Below are 21,484 nucleotides of genomic sequence, written 5' to 3'. Positions count from 1 at the left end.
GTGGTCTGCTCCTTCACTTCGTCGTGAATTGCGTTTCTCTCTGCGGTTCCGGGCCGGACCTACCCGATCAAGGACGCCCCCCGGGTGGGTCCGTCACCCGGGGGCCGTCCAGCTCGAAGCGGATGGGCGCCAGGTGCAGGCGACGTGCCGTGCGGCGCTCATCCCAGGAATGGAAAGCGATCATGTCGTCGCCGTCGGGGCCGACGACGAGCGAGTTGTGACCGGGGCCGACGAGGCCGCCCCCGGTGGCGAGCAGGGTCGGCGCGGATGCGGGCGCCGGCGTCCACGGGCCGAGCGGATGGTCGGCGACTGCCCACGACACCGCATATCCGGGGCCGGTCCATGCACCGCCCGAGAAGGTCATCCAGTACCGCCCGTGGCGGCGCACGACGCTCGGCCCTTCGAGGGTGTGCCAGGTGAATCGCTGCCCGTACATCTCCCGGTCGCGCTCGTAGATGTGCACATCGGAGAACGGCGCGAGCACCTCCACCGGGTCGGAGGCGAGCTCGGTCATCGAGGCGAGCGGAGCGACCGCGAGGTGGGTACCGGGGCGCTCCGCATCGAGCACGTCGCGTGCGAAGAACAGGTACCAGGTGCCGTCCACATCGCGGAACGGGTGCGCGTCGATCGCGAAGCTCTCCCCCGGGGTCAGCACCACGCCGACATCCCGGTACGGCCCGGTCGCCTCATCGGCCCGGGCGACGCGGATGCGGTGCCCCGCGATCCCGTGCCCTACCGAGTAGTACATCCACCACTCGCCGTCCGCCTCCGCGATCTCGGGGGCCCAGAACGCGTCGCCCAACGCCGGATCGGGGCGCTCGAGGGCGTGGCCCGCCGACCGCCATCCGGCGAGGTCGTCCGAGACGAGCAGCGGGAACACCGGGCCCGTGACAGGCGCGGGATCCTCGGTGCCGATCGCGACGTAGCCCTCCCCCGCCCGCGTGACGAACGGGTCGGCGACGTAGCCCGGCCAGGCCGGAGTCCAGCTCACGACGGCGCCTCGGTGGCACCCGGCCCGCCCGGCTCCTCCGGCGCGCGCGAGACCCCGGCGAGGGCCGCGAACGCCTCCGCCGCGGGGGTGCGGCGACGCTCCAGCGTGCCGTCGCTCAGCTCTTCGAGGCGCACGAGGCCCATACGACGCAGGAACGCCGTCTTGCCGTCGCGCGGGTCGCCGAGTGGCGGCGCCATCCCGATCGACACACTGCCGTCGGGGTCGCGTCGCGCGACCGCGAACTCCTCCACGTTCGCGCCGCCCGCCGCCCACGACCAGTCGACGAAGTCGAACAGCGGCCACCAGGTGTACCCGCGCACGTCGACGCCCTCGGCACGCAGCTCGCGCACCGCATCCGCCGAGGCGAGCAACCACGCGCGCCGTACCTCGTCGTCACCCTCGATGCTCGTCTCGGTTACGGCGAGCGGCAGCTCGTAGCGGTCGGCGAATGCGGTGAGCACCCGACGCAGCCCCGCCGCTCCCGCGTCGTATGCGAGCTGCACGGCACCGCCCTCGAGGTCGACAAGGGTGCGCGGCGTGAGATCGGGGTAGTAGTTGACGCCGATCACGTCGGGCATCTCGGGGGCGACGACGAGCCGGTCGAGCGCCGCGACGTCAGCACCGTGGGCGACCAGCCAGTCGCGCAGAGGGTGGCTCTCGTCGACGCGCCCCATGAGCAGGTCGGTCGGCAGCCAGCCCACGCCGCGCAGCAGCTGCGCTTCGTCTTCGAAGCCCGGCACCTCGGTGTCGATATGGGTCGACGCCTCGACGTGTACGATCCGGGTGTCAGGCGCCGCTTCGCGCACCGCGCGGATGGTGCGCGCCATGCCCTCGGCCATCGGCACGGCCACCCGCACCCAGCCCGCCCATCCGGTGAGCCGCGGCGGCCACACGCCGCGCAACCCGCAAAAGGAGGCCGTGGTGATCGGCTCGTTGAGCGGGGTGAGATACCGCACCCGCCCCGCGTAGCGCGCGGCGAAAGCGCCCGCGAACCGGGCGATCGCATCCGGATACCCCGGATCGGCGAACGAGTCGGTGAGCCACGTGGGCGTGCCGTAGTGCACGAGGTCGGCGATCAGCTCGATCCCCAGGATCTCCGCCTCGGCCACCGCCTCGTCGAGCTCGTCCCAACGGAACACCGCGGGCTCCGGATGCGCGATCGGCCAGCTCACGCCGTAGCGGAGGGCGTGCGCACCGAGCCGCGCCGCGATCCGCAGGTCCTCCGGCCGGCGCACGTCATGCTCCGTGAGCGCGTGCTCGTCGAGCGAGACCCCGCCGTCGGCCGGGTAGACGCAGGTGTCCTCGATCCCGAGGATCCACGCGAAACCGCCGGGCGCGAACAGCTCACCGGGCGCGCTCACTTGAGGCCCGTCTGGGCGACGCCCTGCACGAAGTAGCGCTGCGCGAGGAAGAACGCGAGCGCGAGCGGGAGCAGCGAGATCGTCGCGCCCGCGAGCAGCACCGCATGGTCGTTGACGTGTTGACCGCCGAAGAGGGTCAGCGCCGCGGGGAGCGTGCGCATCTCGGTGGTCGAGGTCATCGCGAGCGGCCACAGCAGGTCATTCCAGAGGTTCATGAAGTGCAGCACGGCGAGGGTCGCGAGCGCGGGCTTCGCGAGCGGCAGGATCACCCGGGCGTAGATGCGCAGATGGCCCGCGCCGTCGATGCGCGCCGCCTCGTCGAGCTCGGTGGGGATCGAGAGGAAGAACTGCCGCAGCATGAAGATGCCGAACGCACTCGTGGCACGCGGCACGATGAGCCCCTGATACGTGTTCAGCCATCCGAGGTTGAAGAGCTCCACGAAGACGGGGATGAGCGTCACCTGCGCGGGGATCATGAGCGTTGCGATCACGAGCCAGAAGGCGATCTTGCGCCCCCGGAACCGCATGCGCGCGAGGGCATATGCGCACATCGAGTCGAACAGCAGGCACAGGAGGGTCGTGAGCCCTGCGAAGATGAAGCTGTTCAGCACCACCCGCAGGAAGGGCAGCTCGGTCCAGATGCGGATGTAGCCGTCGATCGTCCACTCGCCCGGGAACAGGCTCTCCGGCGCCCCGTAGAGGTCGGCTTCGGTACGGAACGAGCCCGACACCATCCAGACGAACGGCACGATCGCCACGACCACGCCGATCCCCAGCAGGATCCAGGCCACCACGCGGGTCGGCGGCAGCGCGAGCCGCACTCGGGGCCGGCGCTCAGTCGACGTCGTCATAGCGGAAGATCCGAAGCTGGAAGGCGGAGAGCACCGCGATGATCAGGAACAGCACCCAGGCGATCGCCGAGGCGTACCCGATGTCGAAGTTCTGGAACCCCTCGCGGAACATCATGTTCACGAGGGTGTCGGTGGCGAACAGTGGGCCGCCGTTCGTCATCACGTAGACCAGGTCGAACACCTGGAACGAGTTGATGGTGAGGATCATGGTCGTGAAGAGCAGGGTGGGTCGGATGCTCGGCAGGGTCACGTAGCGCGTCAGCTGCCAGCCGCGCGCCCCGTCGAGACGAGCCGCCTCGTACAGGTGCGGGGGCACGCCCTTGAGGCCCGCGAGCAGGATGATCATGGTGAAGCCGACGTTCTTCCAGACGCTCACGAAGATGACGGTCGGCAGGGCGAGCGCAGGATCCTGCAGCCAGCCCACGGCGGGAAGCCCCAGCCACGTGGTGATACCCGCGACGAGCCCGATGTTCGGGTCGAGCAGGAACCGCCAGACGAGTCCGATCGTCGCGAGCGCCACGATCGTCGGGAAGAAGTAGACCGAGCGCACGATGCGCGCGAGGAGCCGCTCGCTCTGTAAGGCGGAGGCGGCGGCGTATCCGAGGATCAGCTGCGCGACGACGCTCATGAGCGCGAACACGAGAGTCACCCGCAACGCGTTCCAGAACAGCGGATCGGCGGCGAGGCGTTCGTAGTTCGCGAGCCCGAGCCACTCCTGCTCGGCCGCCCCGATCCTCCAGTCGTGGAGGCTGAACCAGAACGACTGCACGATCGGGAACGCGATGAACACGAGGATGATCGCGAGGCTCGGCCCGGCGAAGAGCCACGCGGTCCAGCTGCGGCGACCGAACCGCCGTGCGCGCGGGGCCTTCCGGCCGGCGGGGTGAAGACCCCCGCCGGCCGGAAGGGTGGTGGTGTTGCTCACGCGCAACCCGTCAAGGCGTTGATCGTGTCGGATGCCTTGGCGGCCGCGTCGGCCACGTCCGCACCGCGGGTGATCTCGCCGATCAGCGGGATGTATCCCTCGGTGTCGACCTTCGTGGCCTCCGGAACGCCCGGCAGGTAGAGGCGCGCGCTCGGCAGGGCCGCGGCGAACGCGGCGACCACCTCGTTGGCGGCGAGCTCCGGGTCGTCGGCGAGGTCGGTACGCACGGGCGGGAAGCCGGATGCGAGCGCGAACTGCTTCTGCGCCTCCTGGCCGGTCCACCAGGCGAGGAACTCCTGCGCCTCCTCCGGGTGCTCGGTCTGCGCCGACACCGCGAGCGGCACCGTCGATCCGAGCGTCACGTCGCCGTCGACACCGGTGGGCACCGGGGCCACGCCGAGGTCGATCCCCGCGTCGGTGTAGCCTGCGGCCGCCCACGGACCGTTCAGCTGCATCGCGGCCTGGCCCGCGCTGAAGAGCGAGTCGGACTCGGCGCCCGTGAGGCCCACCGGCGCGACGCCGTCCTTCACGAGGTCGGCCCAGACGCTCAGGCTCTCGATGCCCTCAGGGGTGTCGAGCACGGAGCAGTTGTCGGAGCCGACGATGTCGCCGCCCTCGAGCCACTGCAGGATCGGCCACATCTGGATGGTCTCGCGCTCGGCGAGCGAGAGCCCGTAGACGCCGTCTCCCGTGAGGGCCACCGCGTCGTCCTGGAACTCCTGGACCGTGGCGGGCGGGGCGTCGATGCCCGCCGCCTCGAAGAGCGCCTTGTTGTAGTAGAGCTGGAGCGTCGCGACATTCGCCGGTACCGCGTAGAGCGTGCCATCGGAGGTGAACGCGTCGACCGCGGCGGGGAACAGCGCATCCACGTCGATCTGGCCCTCGCCGGTGCCCACCTGGTCGAGCGCGAGCAGGGAGCCGGTCTCGAGGTAGTTGGCGAGCACATTCGGATCGAAGTTGGGCGCCGCGATGTCCGGCCCCTGGCCGGTGGCCCACGCCGCCGGAAGGGTCTGGGCGATCGAGTCCCACGGCTGGATCTCGAGGCTGACCTGGATGTCGTCGTGCGTGTCGTTGAACGTCGCGACGAGATCCTCGTACGCGCCGCGGTCGCCGCCGGTGAAGCCGGCGAGCATCGTGAGCTCGACCGGACCGTCGGATGACGGGGTGGAGGTGGCCGAGCACCCTGTCAGGACCAGGCCGGCGATCGCGCCGGCTGCGGCCACTGCTGTGAACTTCCTCATCGTGTTTGCTCTCCTTCGGGCAAATGCAGGTGATGGGTGGTGGGTGAGAGACGGCCCTCTCAGGGGTGGCGAGCCGTGCATCCGCACGACCCGCGCGGAACGAGCTCCACAGGGAGCACGGCGTGCCGCTCCCCCGTGATGCCCGAGCCCGACACGAGGTCGAACAGCTGCTCGGCAGCCAGGCGCGCCATGCTCTCGGCAGGCACGTGGATGGTCGTGATCGACGGGTTCGTGACCCGGCTCAAGCCGAAGTCATCGAAGCCCACGATCACGAGGTCGTCGGGGATGCGGCATCCCGCCGCAGCCAGCTCGGTCATCGCACCGAACGCCATCTCGTCGTTCGACGCGACGAGGCCGTCGAAGCGCGTCGTGGCGAGCACCCGCCCGAGGCGGTGGCCGGACTCCTCCGAGAAGTCGCCCTCGAGCACGCGCCCGCTCACCCCCGCCTCCTCGACGGCATCGAGGAAGCCGTCGCGGCGGTCGATCGCGGTCTGGTGGTCGAGGGGCCCCGAGAGGTGCACGAGATCGGTACGGCCGTGCTCGCGGATGAGGTGCTCGGTGGCGAGGCGCTCGGCCGCACGGTCGTCGACTCCGACGCTCACCGCCTCCGGAAGGTGCGGGAAGCGGCCAAGCAACACGACCGGCAGCCCGCTTGCGACGAGGCGCGTGATGCCGGGGTCGTCGATCGAGGCGCTCGTGACGATCGCGCCGTCGACGTAGCCGGATCGCATGACCCGCTCGTATGCCGCCGCGCCGTGGCTCTCGTCGGGGTTCGTCGAGATCACGAGCTGCGCGTCGTGCTCGATGACCACGTCGTTGACGCCCGTGAGCACGTGCATGAAGTAGGCGTGCCCGAAGACGTGCTGGCTCGTGTTCGGCACGATCACGGCCACGGCGTCGGCCCGGCGGGCGCGGAGCGCTCGACCCGCGGAGTTGGCGACGTAGCCGAGTTCGGCGGCGACGCGGCGCACCCGCTCCTTCGACTCGCGGCCGATGCGGGGGTGGTCCTGCAGGGCCATCGACACGGCACTGACCGAGAGTCCGGACGCCTCGGCGACCTCGCGGAGGGTGACGGGACGGCCGTTGCGGCTGCGTGCCATGCGGGCCTCCTCGTCGAGTGGTGCTGAATCGATAGAGCGTTCTCGGGCAAGCCCTGAATAGGATTTGCTCAAACGTTCCAGCACACCATACGACGGCGCCCGCGAGCGCGTCAAGCGCGACTGCGCGACGAATCCGGGCGCCGTCAGAGCGGAGGCGGTACGCGGCGCGGCTCGATCGCCTCGAAGGCCGCCGCGAACCGGAGGAGTGCCGTGTCGTCACCCGAGCGCCCCGCGAAGGTGAGCCCCACCGGCATCCGCGTGTCGAGCATCAAACCCATCGGCACGGTGACCGTCGGGATGCCGAGGTGGCGGATCGCGAGGTTGCCGTTCGCGACCCACACGCCGTTGCGCCACCCCTCATCCGCCGACTCCGGGTTCACGTCCATGTCGGCGCGTGCGACGTCGGCCACCGCGGGGAAGACGACAGCGTCGAGCCGATGCTCGGCCATCCACTCGATCACATCGACGCGGTGCGTCTCGTCGAGTCCGCGCACGCCGGCCTCGAGATCGGGCAGGTCGTCGAAGGCCGCATCCGGATGCGCGCGCACCCAGTCGGGATACGTGGCGATGTCGTCGTCGAAGCCGTCGTAGCGATCGGGCAACGCGCCCTCGGGGGCTGGGAAGATCCAGGCGCCGTCGACGTGCGCGAGCGAGTCGAGCGCGGGATCCCCGTTCGCCCGCAGGAAGTCCTCCCACGCCCACGGGGCGAGCTGCTGCAGCTCGCACGCGAGGAACTCCGGCGGCACGAGGCCGCGCGTGGCGATCGTCGGGGCACCCGCGCGATCACCCTCGTAGTTCGAGACGGCCGGGAAGTCGACCTCCACCACGACCGCCCCCGCCGCTTCGAGCGAGGCGCGCGCCTCCTCCCACAGCGCCATCACCGAATCGCGGGTCTCGATGCGCGTGCCCGTCGGTCCGCCGACGCCGGTCGCCCCGACGCCCGCCTCAGGGTCGGCGTTCACGTACATCCGCGGCACGCCGAAGCGCCTACCCGCGAGCTCGGTCACGATGTCGTGCGGGTCGTCCGGCAGGAGCGCCGGATACGAGACGGGGCGCGCGGCGGCGGCATCCGGGATCGGCATCCACGGCTGCGTGCGCCAGAAATCGCCGCGCGGGTCGGGATCGTGCGCGACGATCACGTCGAGCACCTCCAGGAGGTCGGCCATCGTCCGCGCGTGCGGTACGACCACATCCATCGTGGGAACGAGCGGCCAGTTGCCACGCACCGAGATCACGCCGCGGGAAGGCGTGTAGGCGCAGAGCGCGTTCGCCGAGGCGGGACCGCGGCCGCTCGACCAGGTCTCCTCCCCCAGCCCGAAGGCGGCGAGGCTCGCGGCCGTCGCGGCGCCCGAGCCGCTGGAGGATCCGGAGGCGAACGGCGCCGCCAGGTACTCGCGGTTGTACGGGCTCTCAGCGCGGCCGTAGAGCCCGCGCTGCATCCCACCGTTCGCCATCGGGGGCATGTTGGTGAGGCCGAGGCAGATCGCCCCCGCGGCACGCAGACGCTCGATCGTGAAGGCGTCCCGCTGGGCCACCAGCTCGGCGAAGGCGGGACTCCCCGCGGCCGCCGTCAGGCCCTGTACCAAGAAGCTGTCCTTCGCGGTGTACGGGATGCCGTCGAGCGGGCCGAGCGTCTCGCCGTGGGCCCGGCGTTCGTCCGCGGCGCGCGCCTCCTCGAGCGCCACCGGGTTCATCACGACGACGGAGTTGAGACCGCCTGGCCCCCTGTCGTAGCGCTCGATGCGAGCGAGGTAGGCCTCCACGAGCTCGACGGCGGTCGTCTCGCCGGCTTCGAGGGCCTCCCGAAGACGCGCGATCGAGGCCTCCACGACGTCGATGCTCACGCGGCACCGTGTTCGCGGACGACCGCCGGCTGCTGCTGCGTGATGCAGTGGATGCCGCCCCCGCGCGCGAAGATCGGCCGCGCATCCACGGTCACCACCTCGCGCCCTGGATACGCCTCCGCGAGGATCGCCCGCGCATCCGCGTCGGCGCGCGGTTCGCCGAATCCGCACGCGATCACGCCGCCGTTCACGACCAGGTGGTTCACGTAGCTCCAGTCCACGAACCCGTGGTCGTCGCGCAGGGTCGCAGGGGCGGGCAGCTCCACGATCTCGAACGGTCGGCCGGCGGCGTCGACCTCGTGCTCGAGCAGCGCCCGCAGCCCCCGCGTCACCGCGTGATCCGGATGCCCCGGGTCGCGCTGCGTGTGCAGCAGCAGGCGCCCGGGGCTCGGCATCGTCGCCACGATGTCGACGTGCCCGTTGGTTCCGAAGTCGTCGTAGTCGCGGCTGAGACCGCGCGGCAGCCAGATGGCGCGAGTCGTGCCGAGCGTGCGCGCGAGCTCGGCCTCCACCTCGGCACGGGTGATACCCGGGTTGCGATGCTCATCGCGTTGCACCGTCTCGGTGACGAGCACCGTGCCCTCGCCGTCGACATGGATGCCGCCGCCCTCGTTCACGAGGGTCGAGGGCACGAGTTCCGCGCCGACTCGTTCGGCGACGATGCGCGCGTGCTCGGCGGCGAGCTGCCAGTCCGACCATCCCGGGTCGCCCCAGCCGTTGAAGACCCAGTCGACCGCCCCGAGCACGCCCGGGCGCTCGGCGTCGATCACGAAGGTCGGCCCGTGGTCGCGCATCCAGAACTCGTCGACCGGTGCCTCGATGAGCTCGACGCCGCCACCCAAGCGCCGGTGGGCGTTCGCCCGCTCCGCAGGGTCGACGAGCATCGACACCGGCTCGAACTCGGCGATGGCGCGCGCGACCTCGCTCCAGGCGGCGTAGCACTCCTCGCGCGACGCGGCCGTCTCGCCGAGCGTCCCGCCGACGGCAGGGAACGCCATCCAGGTGCGTTCGTGCGGATCGGGCTCCGCCGGCATCCGCCAGGCCATGTTTCATCTTGTCGGCTCCGACACCCTTGCACCATGCTGAACGCGCGTTTAGTCTACTGAACATGAGTTCAGTCGCCGATCTGACGGCCATCGCCCGCATCCGCGACGCCGCCGTGCGCCTCTTCGGCTCACAGGGTGTCGAGCGCACGAGCGTCCGCCAGATCGCCGACGCAGCGGGCGTGAGCCCCGCGCTCGTCATCCATCACTACGGCAGCAAAGACGCACTGCGCGGTGCCTGCGACGACTGGGTCGTGGAGTGGGTCGCGCGCGAGAACACCGAGTACGCCAGCGCGAGGGGGGCGAGCGCGATCGCGCTCATCCAGCAGGCGGTCGCCGACGGCGAACGCTACCGACCACTCCTCGACTACCTCGCACGCATGCTCACCGCCGACGGCGACCGCAGCGCCGCCCTCTTCGACCGTTTCGTCGACGAGACGGAAGCGATGATCGCCGCGGGCGTGGCCGACGGCACCATGAATCGCAGCAGCGACCCGCGCATCCAGGCGCTCATCATCACCCTCAACGGCATGTCCACGCTCGTGATGCGCGCCCACCTCGAGCGCAACCTCGGGGGCGGCCTCCTCGACGCCGCCGGGCTCGCCCGACTCACCCTTCCCATGCTCGAGCTCTACACCGACGGCCTCTACTCCAACAGCCAGATGCTCGAAGTCGCCCGCGCGGCACTCGGGGCCAGCGCCGCGGGAGGCGCCACCACAACAGGAAAGGCGAACGCATGAACGACGCCATCCGCGTCCGCGGACTCACCAAGAACTACGGAAACCACACCGCCCTGCGAGGCGTCGACCTGGATGTGCCCGCCGGGCAGGTCTACGGAGTGATCGGCCCGAACGGGGCAGGCAAGACCACGACCATGCGCATCCTGCTCGACCTGGTGCGCCCCACCGCCGGCGAAGTCGCGGTACTCGGCGAGCACCCGCGGACAGGCGGCGCGGCCCTACGGCGGCGGATCGGCTTCCTTCCCGGAGAGCTGCGGCTCGCCGGGCGCATGAGCGGCCGGGCCTTCCTCGCTCACTACGCCTCGATCAGCGGCACGGTGCCGCGGCACACCGCGGAGACCTATGCCGAGCGCCTCGGCGTCGACCTGTCACGCCCCGTGCGCAGCCTCTCGAAGGGCAACAAGCAGAAGCTGGGGCTCATCCAGGCCTTCATGCACTCCCCCGAACTGCTGGTGCTCGATGAGCCGACCAGCGGCCTCGACCCGCTCGTGCAGCGAGAGTTCCACAGCATGCTGCGCGAGGCGCGAGAACGCGGCGCGACCGTGTTCCTCAGCTCGCATGTGCTGAGCGAGGTGCAGCTCACCGCCGACCGGGTGGCCATCCTCCGTCGCGGCTCGATCGCGGCGGTCTCCACCGTCGACCAGCTGCGCGAGGGCGCGGTGCGGAACGCCCGCATCGCACTCGATGCGGCGGATGCCGACGCACTCGTGCGTGACCTGTCCACACTGATCGGTGTCACCGGAACCCGCCGTGTGGAGGCCACCGCGGGACAGAGCATCGTGGAGGCGACCGTCGACACCCATGTTGACGAGTTCGTGAAGGCCGTCTCTCGCCACCGCATCCACGACCTCACGCTCGAAGAACCCGACCTCGAGGCCGCCGTGCTGAAGTTCTACGACGAGGAGCGCTGAGATGTTGACCCTCACCACGCGTCTGCTCGCCGACAGCTGGCGCGGGCTCATCGGATGGTGCGTCGGCATCGCCGCCATCGTCAGCCTCTACCTGCCGCTCTACCCCTCGATCGGCGGTGCCGAGCTCGAGGCGGTCCTCGCGTCGATGCCGCAGGGCCTGCTGGACGCGCTCGGATTCGCGGGCATCACGAGCGGCGCCGGATACACCCAGGCCTCCTACTTCGGCCTGCTCGGGTACGTGCTCCCCGCGGTCGCGGGGATCGCGTGGGGCGCCGCCGCGATCGCGGGCGATGAGGAGGAGGGACGACTGGAGCTGACGCTCGCCCACGCGGTGAGCCGCAGCCGGGTGATCCTCGAACGCGGTCTCGCGATCCTCATCAAGCTCACCGCCATGGTGACTCTGGGCGTCGTGCTGATCCTCGCCTACAACGCCCCCGCCGAACTGGAACTGGAACCGCTGAACGTGCTCATCACGGGGTTCGCGCAACTGGGGCTCGGGGTTCTCATGTTCGCGACCGCGTACGGTGTGGGGGCGGTCACGGGTCGACGCAGCTGGGCGATCGTGGCGGGCTCGCTCGTCGCGGTTGCGGGTTTCCTGTTCAACGCGCTCGGTTCCCAGTCCGCCGACGTGGAGTGGCTGCGCGCGCTCTCGCCGCTGTGGTGGGCGTACGGGCAGAGCCCGCTCTCCGACGGCTGGACCCCCGGGGTGCTCGGGGCGTGGGCGCTCGGCGCCGCGCTCATCGGAGCGGGGTGGCTGGTGTTCCGCCGCCGCGACGTGGGCGTCTGACGGAGGCTGCGCCGATCACCACCCGGATAGGCTTGCCGTATGGCGGCGCATGTGGTGGTGATCGGCGACGCGCTCATCGATGAGCTCGTCTCGGACGACGGCACAGCCCACATCGTCGGAGGCTCGGCGCTCAATGTCGCCGTGGGCCTCAGCATCCTCGGCGTGCCGGCGACCCTCGTCGCGATGATCGGCGACGACCTCGACGGCGCCCTGATCCGCGGGCACCTCGCCGACCACGGCGTCACTCTGCTGCCCACGATCACCCCGACCGGAACGGGCATCGCTCGCTCGGAGCGGATCGATGGCGAGCCGATCTACACGTTCAGCGAGTCGATGGTGAACCGCACGATCGACTTCGACGACGCCCAGCGCGCCGCGATCAGCGCGGCGGATGTGGTGGCGGTCAGCGGCTTCCCCTTCGACAACGCGGAGCAGACCGGCCTGCTGCGCGACGCGCTCGATGGCGCCGAGGTGGTCGCGGTCGACCCGAACCCGCGGTCGGGGATGCTGCACGACGCGGATGCGTTCCGCGACAGCCTCGAGGCCTTCGGCGGGATCGCCCAGCTCATCAAGGTCGGCGACGACGACGCGCAGCTGCTCTACGGCCAGCCGGTGTCGGAGGTGCTCCCCCGGCTGCTCGCCCGCTACCCCTACGTGCTCGCGACCGAGGGCCGTGATGGGGCGAGCATGCGGATCGGCGACGCCCGCTGGCGGCATCCGACGCTCGTCGAGCCGGGATCCGTCGTCGACACGATGGGTGCGGGCGACTCGGTCTTCGCCGCGGTGCTGTCGGAGATCGCCACCCGCGGCATCGCCGAGGTGGACTGGTACGACGCGCTCGCGCTCGCGATGGGGATCGCGGCCGAGACGATCGCGCACCCCGGCGCGCTGTTGCGCGTGCCGGGCTCCGCGGGAGCCTGAGCGCGCCGCGAGTGCTCAGCGGCTCCGCTGCCGCCGCACGACCGCGATCCGCCGCACCGGGATCTCGATGAGAAGCACCAGCAGCCAGAACGCGCCGACCGCCGGGACGAGCAGAACCAACACGAGCGCGATGGCGAGCAGGAGCGGCGTGATCCACCTCTGCCACGCGGGCGCGCCACCGTCGGAGATGTGACCCGCGCGGGTGAGAAGCACCCGCTCGACGTTCAGGATCAGGCTCGCCAGCGTCATCGAGCCCACGTAGACGGCGATCCCGAGCGAATCGGATGCAGCTCCGGCGAGGTCGAGCGCCGTCGCCACCGGCAGGAACGCGATCGTCGCCAACCAGACGAGCTCGAGGCGCAGAACGGTCGGCGTGTATCCGGTCGCGTCAGCGAAGAGAAGGTGATGTGCGCGCCAGAAGAGCGACACCACGACGAAGCTCAGCGCAGCCGAGGCGATCGTCGCCACGTTGTCGGCGAAGAACCCGGCGGCGTTCTCGGCCTCCATGGCCGCATCGACGAGCGGCAGCACGATGAGGGTGATCGCGATCGCCACCACGGCGTCGCTGAATGCGAGCAGCCGATTGAGCGGTTCGCTGGCCGTGCGACCGGTGTCCGATCCCTGCGTCACGTCGTCACTCATCTCGCACCTCCCCCACGCGAACACCTCGCCCTCGCGCCCCCGCAGTCTAGTTGTGCTGGAATCATGGGGAATCTCCATGCAGACGCATCCGTTGGAGGAGACATGAAGCGCATCGGATTCCTCTCGTTCGGGCACTGGTCCGCGTCCCCGGGCTCGCAGACGCGCAGCGCCGCGGATGTGCTGCACCAGTCGATCGACCTGGCGGTCGCCGCCGAGGAGCTCGGCGCAGACGGCGCCTACTTCCGGGTGCACCACTACGCCCGACAGCTGGCGAGCCCCTTCCCCCTCCTCGCCGCCGCGGGCGCGAGGACGAGCCGTATCGAGCTCGGCACCGGCGTGATCGACATGCGCTACGAGAACCCCCTCTACATGGCCGAGGATGCGGGCGCCGCCGACCTCATCGCGGGTGGGCGGCTGCAGCTCGGCGTGAGTCGCGGGTCACCCGAGCAGGTCATCGACGGGTGGCGCTACTTCGGTTACGACGCTCCCGAGGGGCAGACGATGGCCGATGTCGCCCGCTCGAACACCGAGGTGTTCCTGAAGGTCATCGACGGCGCGCGCTTCGCCGACCCGAGCCCGCGTCCGATGTTCCCCAACCCGCATCCGGGTCCGCTTGGCATCGAGCCCCAGTCGCCGGGTCTGCGCGAGCGGATCTGGTGGGGTGCCGCGTCGGACGCGACCGCCGTGTGGGCGGCGGAGCAGGGCATGAACCTGATGAGCTCCACCCTCAAGGAGGACGAGTCGGGCGAGCCGTTCCACGTGCAGCAGCGCAAGCAGATCGAGAAGTTCCGCGCGGCGTGGACCGAGGCGGGCCACGAGCGCGAGCCTCGCGTCTCGGTCAGCCGCTCGATCTTCGCGCTCGTGAACGACCAGGACCGCATGTACTTCGGAGGCGGCCAGCGCGACGAGGACGACCAGTTCGCCCAGCTGGACGACTACCGTGCCGTGTTCGGCCGCAGCTACGCCGCCGAACCCGACCGGCTCATCGAGCAGCTGCGCGGCGACGAGGCGATCGAAGCGGCCGACACCCTGCTGCTGACCGTTCCCAACCAGCTCGGCGTCGACTACAACGCCCATGTGCTTGACGCGATCATCACGCACGTGGCCCCCGGCCTCGGCTGGCGGTAGCGACCTAGACTCGTCGCGTGACCGCGCCGACCAGCCGCTACCTGAAGCCCGGTTGGCTCACGAACCGGATCGCGAATCCGCTCATGGGGTGGATGGTGCGCCGGGGCGTCGGGCTGAAGGGCGCCGCGATCCTGGAGGTGCGCGGGCGGAAGTCGGGCGAGCCCCGCACCACGCCCGTGAACCCGCTGTCGCTCGACGGCGAGCGCTACCTGCTGGCTCCGCGCGGCGAGACCGAATGGGTGCGGAACATCCGCGTCGCCGGTGAAGCTGCGCTGATCACCCGCCGCGGACGCGAGGAGTTCGCGGTGGTCGAGGTGACGCACGGCGACAAGCTCCCCATCATCCGCGCCTACCTCCGGGAGTGGGCCTGGGAGGTGGGCGCGTTCTTCGAGGGCCTGTCCGCGAAATCCGATGACGTCGATCTCATGGACGCGGCCCCAGGCTTCCCGGTCTTCCAGATCACCCCGCGCCTCGACGAGCTGCGGGAACGATGGCTGAGAGTGCGCGACGGTGAGTCGGGGATGCACTACGGACGAGGCCTGGAGGCTGCTGGCGATGCGGCGGCCGCGGAAGCCGTCTACGAGGAGCTGATCGCCACCGACTACCTGGTCGGCTACTACGAACTCGCGTGGCTCCGATTCAGAAATGAGGAGGTCGAGGCGGCTCTCGACCTGCTCCGCGCCTGCCTCCGGCTGGACGAGTCGCCCGACGACTTCACGTCCTCCATCGCCGGGCAGCTCGGCCACTGGATGTGGGACGCCACCGCAGATCCCGACGCCGAGGATCTGCTGCGGCGAGGTCTCGAGCATCCGGACGCGCGCGCCGACCTCGCCCACCTCTTGATGGCGACGAACAGAGCGGGCGAGGCGGAGCAGGTGCTCCGCGAGGGTGTGACCCTCGGCGACAAGGGCTCGTTCATCGTGCTCGGAAACCTGCTGGCTAGGTCCGACCGTGAAGCGGAGGCGGAGGAGATGTACCGCCGCGGGTACGCCGCGGGCGACGCGTTCAGCGCCTACAACCTCTCGCTCCTGCTCGACGATCAGGGCCGCGGCGACGAAGCGGACGCGTGGCTGATCCGCGCGGCGAACGGCGGCGACCAGTTCGCGATCGATCGGTTGACCTGATGGGCTCACTGCCGTTCTGGCTGAATGCGCTGATCTTCGTCGCCGCCGCCGCTGTCGTGTGGGTCGCCGGTGTGCAGCTGTCGAAGGCGACCGACGTGCTCGACGACCGCCTGCACATCGGCAGCGCGTTCGGCGGGCTGATCGTGCTCGCCATCGCCACGAACCTGCCGGAGATCGCGATCACGGTCAGTGCTGCGATGGCCTGCAATCTCGAGGTGGCGGTCGGCAACATCCTCGGCGGCATTGCGATGCAGACCGTTGTGCTCGTGCTGCTCGACGCGTTCGGGCGCCGCGACAACCTCACGGGCCCCTTGACGTTCCGGGCCGCGTCGCTCGTGCTCGTGCTCGAGGCCGTTGTGCTCGTGACCGTGTTGGGTGTGGTCGTCGCAGGCACGCAGCTCCCCTCCGACCTGATGTTCGCGCGCCTCACACCGGATGTCGTGATCATCACGGCGGTCTGGGTCGGCGGGCTCCTGGTGATCCGCCGAGCCGAACGTCACCTCCCGTGGAAGCTCGTGCATGCGGAGCACTCCGGCTCGTCGTCCGAACACGGTTCCGGGTCGGCGGGCCGCCACCCCCGCTCAAAGAAGCCGCACCCGAGCTACGCGAAGATGTCGACGCCGAAGCTCGTCGCCGTGTTCGCGGGCGCCGCCCTCGCGACGCTCGCGGGTGGTGTCGCACTCGAACGCGCGGGCGACGCCGCGGCGTCCGAGCTCGGACTCTCGGGCGTGCTGTTCGGCGCGACAGTGCTCGCCCTCGCCACCTCGCTGCCCGAGATCTCGACAGGTCTGCAGGCGATCCGTCAGGGCGACGACGAACTCGCGGTGAGCGACATCTTCGGGGGCAACGCGTTCCTGCCGGTGATACTTCTGCCCGCGACGCTCATCTCGGGCCAGGCCGTGCTGCCGACGGCAGGCGGCGTCGACATCTATCTGACGGCTCTCGCGATGCTGCTGACCCTCGTGTACGTCATCGGACTCATCCTGCGTCCGCACCGCCGGGTTCTCGGAATGGGCGTCGACTCGCTCATCGTCCTGCTGATCTACGGCGTGGGCCTCGCCGGGCTGTTCGCGCTCGCGTAGGCGCACGCCGATCCGGATCAGAGGTCGCGCGCGAGCCGGAATCCGATGTGCGACATGCCGGTGTCCTCCGCCTGCGGGGAGCGCGCCGCGGGGCGGAAGCGCAGGCAGTACTCGGGCGAGCAGAGGTGCGATCCACCCTTCAGCACGCGACGCGGGGCACCGGTCTCGTCGACGCTTCCCGCCGCGAGCAGGTCGGCGCGAAGGCCCCGTTCCACCGGCGCCTCCCCCGGCATGATGTGACGCGGCGTGTAGTAGTCGCTCGTCCACTCCCACACGTTCCCGGTCATGTCGAAGAGGCCGTACCCGTTCGGCGCGTACGAGCCCACCGGGGCCGTCCCCGCCCAGCTCACGTGCTGGTACGGGAAGTGCCCGAGCCAGGTGTTCGCCTGCGCGACACCGCCGGGGAAGGGCTCGTCGCCCCACGCGAACCGGGCACCCTCGAGCCCGCCGCGCGCCGCGTACTCGTGCTCCGCCTCGGTCGGCAGCCGGGCGCCCGCCCACTCGGCGTAGGCGAGGGCGTCCTCGTAGGCGATGTGCACCACCGGATGCGTCGTGCGGTCGTCGATGCTCGTCTCGGGCCCGCCCGGGTGCCGCCACGATGCCCCCGGCTGCCACCGCCACCAGGCGCGCCAGTTGCGCAGGTCGACCGGCCCCTCGGTCGGCGTGAACACCATCGCTCCGGGCGCCAGCTCCTCCTCGCTCAATTGCGGGAACTGCTCCGCATCGAGCGGGCGTTCGGCGACGGTCCGGTAGCCGGTCTCGTCGACGAACGCGGCGAAATCCGCGTTCGTCACCTCGTAACGATCGATGGCGAACCCCTCGACCTCGCGCACGTGCACGGGGCGCTCGTCGGGGTAGAAATCGTCGGACCCCATGCGGAACGTCCCCGCCGGGATCGCGACCATGTCGCGCACGGGAGCAGCCACGCGCTCACGCTACCGTCGCGGCCGGGCCGCTAGGAGGCCCCGCTCGTCACGTCCTCGAGCTTGGCGATCACCTGGTCGATCGTGAACGACGCCGGCTTCTGCCTCGGCGGGAACTCGGCGAGTGTCTGCGCCATCCGCGCCACGAACGCCTGCGCCGGCAGCAGCAGGAACACCCGCTCGAGCAGCCAGTCGTAGTAGACGTTCGAGGTGCGATCCGCTCTCTCGAACGGATCGGTGCGGAGGTTGAAGATCTTCGGCGCCCGCAGTTCGACCCACGGATCAAGCCACACCCCGAGCGTTCCCTCGGTGCGCTGCTCGAGGAACACGATCTTCCAGTTGTCGTAGCGGAGCGCGGTGAGGTCTCCCTCATCGGAGACGTAGAAGAAGAAGTCTCGCGGGCTCTTCTCGGCAGCCCCCGTGATGTAGTCGAGCTGATTGTGGCCGTCGAGGTGCACCTTGAACTGCGTGCCGCCCAGTTCGGTGCCCGCCTTCAGCTTCTCGGCAATCTTCGGCTCACCCGCGATCGCGAGCAGCGTCACGAACCAGTCGGCGTGACTCACGATGCCGTTGAGCGTCGTGCCCGCCGGGATGTGACCCGGCCAGCGCATGAGCGCCGGCACCCGGTATGCGCCCTCCCAGTTGGAGTTCTTCTCGTTGCGGAACGGCGTCATGCCGGCGTCCGGCCACGAGTTCATGTGGGGGCCGTTGTCGGTGGAGTACATGACGATCGTGTTGTCCGCGATGCCGAGCTCGTCGAGGGTATCGAGCAGGTCACCCACGATGTCGTCGTGATCGCACATCGTGTCGTGGTACTCCGACTGCCAGCGGCCGGCGCGTCCGCGACTCTCGGGCTTGCCGTGCGTGCGGAAGTGCATGTGCGTGGAGTTGAACCAGAGGAAGAACGGCTCGTCCTCGCCGCTCTTTCGGGTCATGAAGTCGATCGCCGCGTCGCGGAACTCCTCGTCGACCGTCTCCATCCGCTTCTTCGTGAGGGGTCCGGTGTCCTCCACGCGCTGGGTGCCGTCGCCGTTGGCCCACGAGTGGATCACGCCGCGCGGCCCGAAGCGGTCGTGGAATCCGGGGAGGTCGTCCTCGCTCGGGTAGTCGCGGTGCTCCGGCTCCTCTTCCGCGTTCAGGTGGTAGAGGTTGCCGAAGAACTCGTCGAACCCGTGCATGGTGGGGAGGAACTCGTCACGGTCGCCGAGGTGGTTCTTGCCGAACTGGCCGGTGGCGTAGCCCTGCTCCTTGAGCGCCGTGGCGATCGTCGGGTCCTCGGCTCGGAGGCCGACGTCGGCTCCCGGCATCCCGACCTTGGTGAGGCCGGTGCGGTAGGGGTTCTGGCCGGTGATGAATGCGGCGCGGCCCGCGGTGCAGCTCTGCTCGCCGTAGTAGTCGGTGAAGATCACGCCCTCGTCGCCGATCCGGTCGATGTTGGGTGTTCGGTAGCCCATCACCCCGTTCGAGTAGGCGCTGACGTTCGTGATGCCGATGTCGTCACCCCAGATGATGAGGATGTTCGGCTTGCCCTCCATGGTCACCCCTCCGGTGGGCGCACCGCGCGCCGGAGGTGGGGTCCGGCTCAGTGGGGGGCGGCGACGCCCGTCACGACGGATGGTACGCCGGAGCGGAGCCGAGCAGAAGGGGCGGTCTACGCCGACCGCGGGCAACGCACATCGAGGTCTCGTAGGGTCGATCACGTCGTGAACCCCATCCCGGGCGCTTCGCGACCTGACCATCCAGAGGAGAACCATGAAGACCTTCACCCTTCCCGGTACCGAGCTGGAGGTGCCCGAGGTCGTGCTCGGGCTGATGCGCATCCAGGACAAGACGGATGACGAGGTGCGCGAGCTCGTGAACACGGCGCGCGACGCGGGCATCACCTTCCTCGACCACGCCGACGTCTACGGCGCAGAGCTGCACGGATGCGAGCGCCGCTTCGCGGAGGCGATGCAGCTGACGCCCGGCGAGCGGGAGCAGTTCGTGATCCAGTCGAAGGCCGGCATCGTGCGCGAGGGGCCGTACTTCGACTTCTCGTACGAGCACATCATCGCGTCGGTCAACGGCTCGCTCGAAGCGCTCGGCACCGACTACCTCGACATCCTGCTGCTGCACCGCCCCGACGCGCTCGTGGAGCCCGAAGAGGTCGCGCGGGCATTCGACGAGCTCGCGGAATCCGGAAAGGTGCGGGCCTTCGGCGTCTCGAATCACACGGTCGGTCAGCTGGAGCTGCTGCGCCACTACGTGACCCAGCCGATCGTGGCGAACCAGCTGCAGCTGTCGATCACCCACGCGCCGATGATCGCGCAGGGAGTGGCCGCCAACATGCAGGGCCTCAACCAGTCGATCCCCCGCGACGACGGCATCATCGACTACTGCCGTCTCCACGACATCGCCGTGCAGGCCTGGTCGCCGTTCCAGGCGGGCTTCTTCGACGGACCGTTCCTCGGATCGGATCGCTACCCCGAGCTGAACGCGGTCATCGACCGCCTGGCAGCGAGCTACGACGTTCCCGCGGAGGCGATCGCCGTCGCGTGGATCACGCGCCACCCCGCGAAGACGCAGGTGGTGCTCGGCACCACGACACCGGCGCGCGTGGCGGCAGCGGCGCAGGGATCCGACGTGGAGCTCACGCGCGCGGAGTGGTACGAGCTGTTCCGGGCGGCCGGGTACTCGGTGCCCTGAGCGGGATCGACATCCGCGACTCCGGCGTGAGCGGGGTCGCGACCGCCAGGATGGACGCGTGATCGACGTTCTCGTGGTGGGTGCCGGGTTCGGCCGGGACTTCCTGCCCCTGTATCAGCTGCATCCCGAGGTCGCCCGGGTGGGACTCGTCGAGCCGGATGCGGCCCGTCGCCGCGCGACGGCGGACGCGTTCGGGCTCGACGCCGACTACGAGGACCTCGACAGCGCGCTCGCCTCGGGCACGTGGGATGCCGTCCACCTGCTCTCGCCCGTGCGGTTCCATGTGGAGCAGACGCTCGCGGTGCTCGACAGCGGGCGCGCGTGTGCCAGCGCGGTGCCGATGGCGACGGAGCTGGACGACATCGCGCGCGTCGTGGAGGCGGCGTCCGGGGCGAGCGGCGCGTACATGATGATGGAGACCGCGCTCTACCAGCGCGAGTTCCTGCACGCGCTCCACCTCCGCGACACCGGAGCGCTCGGCAGACTCGGCTACCTGAGCGGCGCGCACATCCAAGACCTCGACGGCTACGCACCGTACTGGATGGGGTACCCGCCGATGCGGTACGCGACCCATGTGATCGCCCCGCTCCTCGCCCTCGCGGATGCGCGCGTGGAGTCGGTGACGTGCCTCGGGTCGGGCGAGCTGCTGCCACTGCACCGCGGTGACGGCACGAACCCGTACCCGATCGAGTCGGCGCTCATGCGTCTCTCGACGGAGGCGCCGCTGACCGCCCAGGTGACGGTCTCGTTCTTCGAGAACGCCCGCTCCTACCAGGAAGGCTTCAACGTGTACGGCGACCGCGGCGCCCTCGAGTGGCCGTCGGTCGAGGGCGACGCCGCGATCGTGTACTCGGCGGGACCCGCCGACGGAGCACGCGGCGGGCGCGGCATCCGTCGCGAGGAGGTGCACGCACCCGATCGCACGGATTCGCTGCCCGCCGCGCTGGCGCCGTTCACCCGCGACGGGCGCTATCGCCCACCCGGAGGCCGGCCCGAGGTGACGGTGCACGCGTCGCACGGCGGATCGCATCCGCATCTCGTGCACGAGTTCGTCTCGGCGGTGGTCGACGGTCGCGAACCCGCGATCGGCGCACGACGTGCAGCGACCATCACGGCACCCGGCATCGTCGCGCACGAATCCGCGATGCAGGGCGGACGGATGCTCGAGGTGCCGGCGTACTGAGC

General features: G+C 70.2%; 20 protein-coding genes. 9 read left to right on the top strand and 11 right to left on the bottom strand.

The features are described 5' to 3' along the window. Window positions 1-67 precede the first annotated feature (67 nt). The 8 genes from FVQ89_RS07825 to FVQ89_RS07790 all read right to left on the bottom strand — a co-directional run bounded on the left by FVQ89_RS07825 (window position 68) and on the right by FVQ89_RS07790 (window position 9,359). Window positions 68-991: a glycoside hydrolase family 43 protein gene (locus tag FVQ89_RS07825; RefSeq protein ID WP_147901260.1), complete on the bottom strand. Its 924-nt coding sequence runs from the start codon at window positions 989-991 to the stop codon at window positions 68-70. Further along, window positions 988-2,352, bottom strand: a complete 1,365-nt coding sequence (locus tag FVQ89_RS07820; RefSeq protein WP_147901259.1) for a family 1 glycosylhydrolase — start codon at window positions 2,350-2,352, stop codon at window positions 988-990. Before FVQ89_RS07820 ends, FVQ89_RS07825 begins: the two co-directional genes overlap by 4 nt. After that, window positions 2,349-3,203: a carbohydrate ABC transporter permease gene (locus tag FVQ89_RS07815; protein ID WP_222706053.1), complete on the bottom strand. Its 855-nt coding sequence runs from the start codon at window positions 3,201-3,203 to the stop codon at window positions 2,349-2,351. The genes FVQ89_RS07820 and FVQ89_RS07815 overlap by 4 nt, the downstream gene beginning before the upstream one ends. After that, window positions 3,187-4,128: a carbohydrate ABC transporter permease gene (locus FVQ89_RS07810; RefSeq protein ID WP_147901258.1), complete on the bottom strand. Its 942-nt coding sequence runs from the start codon at window positions 4,126-4,128 to the stop codon at window positions 3,187-3,189. Before FVQ89_RS07810 ends, FVQ89_RS07815 begins: the two co-directional genes overlap by 17 nt. After that, on the bottom strand, window positions 4,125-5,369 hold the full coding sequence (locus tag FVQ89_RS07805; protein ID WP_147901257.1) for an ABC transporter substrate-binding protein: 1,245 nt from the start codon (window positions 5,367-5,369) through the stop codon (window positions 4,125-4,127). Before FVQ89_RS07805 ends, FVQ89_RS07810 begins: the two co-directional genes overlap by 4 nt. A 59-nt stretch (window positions 5,370-5,428) precedes the next feature. Then, window positions 5,429-6,469: a LacI family DNA-binding transcriptional regulator gene (locus FVQ89_RS07800; RefSeq protein ID WP_147901256.1), complete on the bottom strand. Its 1,041-nt coding sequence runs from the start codon at window positions 6,467-6,469 to the stop codon at window positions 5,429-5,431. A gap of 143 nt (window positions 6,470-6,612) precedes the next feature. Further along, a complete protein-coding gene (locus FVQ89_RS07795; RefSeq protein ID WP_147901255.1) occupies window positions 6,613-8,313 on the bottom strand; it encodes an amidase in 1,701 nt (566 codons plus the stop codon). Beyond that, window positions 8,310-9,359 (bottom strand): agmatine/peptidylarginine deiminase, encoded by a 1,050-nt coding sequence (locus FVQ89_RS07790; RefSeq protein WP_147901254.1) that lies wholly within the window; start codon window positions 9,357-9,359, stop codon window positions 8,310-8,312. Before FVQ89_RS07790 ends, FVQ89_RS07795 begins: the two co-directional genes overlap by 4 nt. A 62-nt stretch (window positions 9,360-9,421) precedes the next feature. On the opposite strand from FVQ89_RS07790, the gene FVQ89_RS07785 reads away from it, so the two are divergent. The 4 genes from FVQ89_RS07785 to FVQ89_RS07770 are packed head-to-tail and all read left to right on the top strand — an operon-like array spanning window position 9,422 to window position 12,715. Then, entirely contained in the window at window positions 9,422-10,096 is a 675-nt protein-coding gene (locus FVQ89_RS07785) for a TetR family transcriptional regulator (protein WP_147901253.1), read from the top strand. Further along, the gene (locus tag FVQ89_RS07780; protein WP_147901252.1) at window positions 10,093-11,007 is read left to right on the top strand and encodes an ABC transporter ATP-binding protein; all 915 of its coding nucleotides are present in this window, start codon (window positions 10,093-10,095) and stop codon (window positions 11,005-11,007) included. The genes FVQ89_RS07785 and FVQ89_RS07780 overlap by 4 nt, the downstream gene beginning before the upstream one ends. A 1-nt stretch (window position 11,008) precedes the next feature. Further along, window positions 11,009-11,794, top strand: a complete 786-nt coding sequence (locus FVQ89_RS07775) for an ABC transporter permease subunit (protein ID WP_147901251.1) — start codon at window positions 11,009-11,011, stop codon at window positions 11,792-11,794. Between the two features lie 39 nt (window positions 11,795-11,833). After that, a complete protein-coding gene (locus FVQ89_RS07770; RefSeq protein ID WP_147901250.1) occupies window positions 11,834-12,715 on the top strand; it encodes a carbohydrate kinase family protein in 882 nt (293 codons plus the stop codon). A gap of 15 nt (window positions 12,716-12,730) precedes the next feature. Here FVQ89_RS07770 and FVQ89_RS07765 read toward each other — a convergent pair whose 3' ends face one another. Next, on the bottom strand, window positions 12,731-13,357 hold the full coding sequence (locus FVQ89_RS07765; RefSeq protein ID WP_147901249.1) for a TMEM175 family protein: 627 nt from the start codon (window positions 13,355-13,357) through the stop codon (window positions 12,731-12,733). 102 nt (window positions 13,358-13,459) lie between these two features. On the opposite strand from FVQ89_RS07765, the gene FVQ89_RS07760 reads away from it, so the two are divergent. The 3 genes from FVQ89_RS07760 to FVQ89_RS07750 are packed head-to-tail and all read left to right on the top strand — an operon-like array spanning window position 13,460 to window position 16,691. Then, window positions 13,460-14,485 (top strand): LLM class flavin-dependent oxidoreductase, encoded by a 1,026-nt coding sequence (locus FVQ89_RS07760; RefSeq protein WP_147901248.1) that lies wholly within the window; start codon window positions 13,460-13,462, stop codon window positions 14,483-14,485. A 17-nt stretch (window positions 14,486-14,502) separates the two neighbouring features. After that, entirely contained in the window at window positions 14,503-15,609 is a 1,107-nt protein-coding gene (locus FVQ89_RS07755) for a nitroreductase/quinone reductase family protein (protein ID WP_255513480.1), read from the top strand. Next, on the top strand, window positions 15,609-16,691 hold the full coding sequence (locus tag FVQ89_RS07750; protein WP_147901247.1) for a sodium:calcium antiporter: 1,083 nt from the start codon (window positions 15,609-15,611) through the stop codon (window positions 16,689-16,691). Before FVQ89_RS07755 ends, FVQ89_RS07750 begins: the two co-directional genes overlap by 1 nt. A 17-nt stretch (window positions 16,692-16,708) precedes the next feature. On the opposite strand, the gene FVQ89_RS07745 is transcribed toward FVQ89_RS07750, so the two are convergent. Then, window positions 16,709-17,596: a formylglycine-generating enzyme family protein gene (locus FVQ89_RS07745; protein ID WP_187264974.1), complete on the bottom strand. Its 888-nt coding sequence runs from the start codon at window positions 17,594-17,596 to the stop codon at window positions 16,709-16,711. A 50-nt stretch (window positions 17,597-17,646) separates the two neighbouring features. Then, window positions 17,647-19,149 (bottom strand): arylsulfatase, encoded by a 1,503-nt coding sequence (locus FVQ89_RS07740; protein WP_147901246.1) that lies wholly within the window; start codon window positions 19,147-19,149, stop codon window positions 17,647-17,649. Between the two features lie 217 nt (window positions 19,150-19,366). On the opposite strand from FVQ89_RS07740, the gene FVQ89_RS07735 reads away from it, so the two are divergent. After that, window positions 19,367-20,299, top strand: coding sequence for an aldo/keto reductase family oxidoreductase (locus FVQ89_RS07735; protein WP_147901245.1), 933 nt, complete (start codon window positions 19,367-19,369; stop codon window positions 20,297-20,299). A 58-nt stretch (window positions 20,300-20,357) separates the two neighbouring features. Further along, the gene (locus tag FVQ89_RS07730; protein WP_147901244.1) at window positions 20,358-21,482 is read left to right on the top strand and encodes a Gfo/Idh/MocA family protein; all 1,125 of its coding nucleotides are present in this window, start codon (window positions 20,358-20,360) and stop codon (window positions 21,480-21,482) included. The last annotated feature ends 2 nt before the right edge of the window (window positions 21,483-21,484 follow it).

The organism is Homoserinibacter sp. GY 40078 (genome assembly GCF_008017545.1).
Taxonomy (GTDB): domain Bacteria; phylum Actinomycetota; class Actinomycetes; order Actinomycetales; family Microbacteriaceae; genus Homoserinibacter.
Note: the sequence above shows the minus strand (reverse complement) of the source record. Positions and strands in the feature narration are given on the sequence as shown.

Excerpts from the sequence above, each read along its gene's own strand:
- FVQ89_RS07815 (WP_222706053.1), bottom strand. The coding sequence starts at position 3,203 with ATGACGACGTCGACTGAGCGCCGGCCCCGAGTGCGGCTCGCGCTGCCG.
- FVQ89_RS07805 (WP_147901257.1), bottom strand. The coding sequence starts at position 5,369 with ATGAGGAAGTTCACAGCAGTGGCCGCAGCCGGCGCGATCGCCGGCCTG.
- FVQ89_RS07800 (WP_147901256.1), bottom strand. The coding sequence starts at position 6,469 with ATGGCACGCAGCCGCAACGGCCGTCCCGTCACCCTCCGCGAGGTCGCC.
- FVQ89_RS07790 (WP_147901254.1), bottom strand. The coding sequence starts at position 9,359 with ATGGCCTGGCGGATGCCGGCGGAGCCCGATCCGCACGAACGCACCTGG.
- FVQ89_RS07785 (WP_147901253.1), top strand. The coding sequence starts at position 9,422 with ATGAGTTCAGTCGCCGATCTGACGGCCATCGCCCGCATCCGCGACGCC.
- FVQ89_RS07780 (WP_147901252.1), top strand. The coding sequence starts at position 10,093 with ATGAACGACGCCATCCGCGTCCGCGGACTCACCAAGAACTACGGAAAC.
- FVQ89_RS07775 (WP_147901251.1), top strand. The coding sequence starts at position 11,009 with ATGTTGACCCTCACCACGCGTCTGCTCGCCGACAGCTGGCGCGGGCTC.
- FVQ89_RS07770 (WP_147901250.1), top strand. The coding sequence starts at position 11,834 with ATGGCGGCGCATGTGGTGGTGATCGGCGACGCGCTCATCGATGAGCTC.
- FVQ89_RS07765 (WP_147901249.1), bottom strand. The coding sequence starts at position 13,357 with ATGAGTGACGACGTGACGCAGGGATCGGACACCGGTCGCACGGCCAGC.
- FVQ89_RS07760 (WP_147901248.1), top strand. The coding sequence starts at position 13,460 with ATGAAGCGCATCGGATTCCTCTCGTTCGGGCACTGGTCCGCGTCCCCG.
- FVQ89_RS07750 (WP_147901247.1), top strand. The coding sequence starts at position 15,609 with ATGGGCTCACTGCCGTTCTGGCTGAATGCGCTGATCTTCGTCGCCGCC.
- FVQ89_RS07745 (WP_187264974.1), bottom strand. The coding sequence starts at position 17,596 with ATGGTCGCGATCCCGGCGGGGACGTTCCGCATGGGGTCCGACGATTTC.
- FVQ89_RS07740 (WP_147901246.1), bottom strand. The coding sequence starts at position 19,149 with ATGGAGGGCAAGCCGAACATCCTCATCATCTGGGGTGACGACATCGGC.
- FVQ89_RS07735 (WP_147901245.1), top strand. The coding sequence starts at position 19,367 with ATGAAGACCTTCACCCTTCCCGGTACCGAGCTGGAGGTGCCCGAGGTC.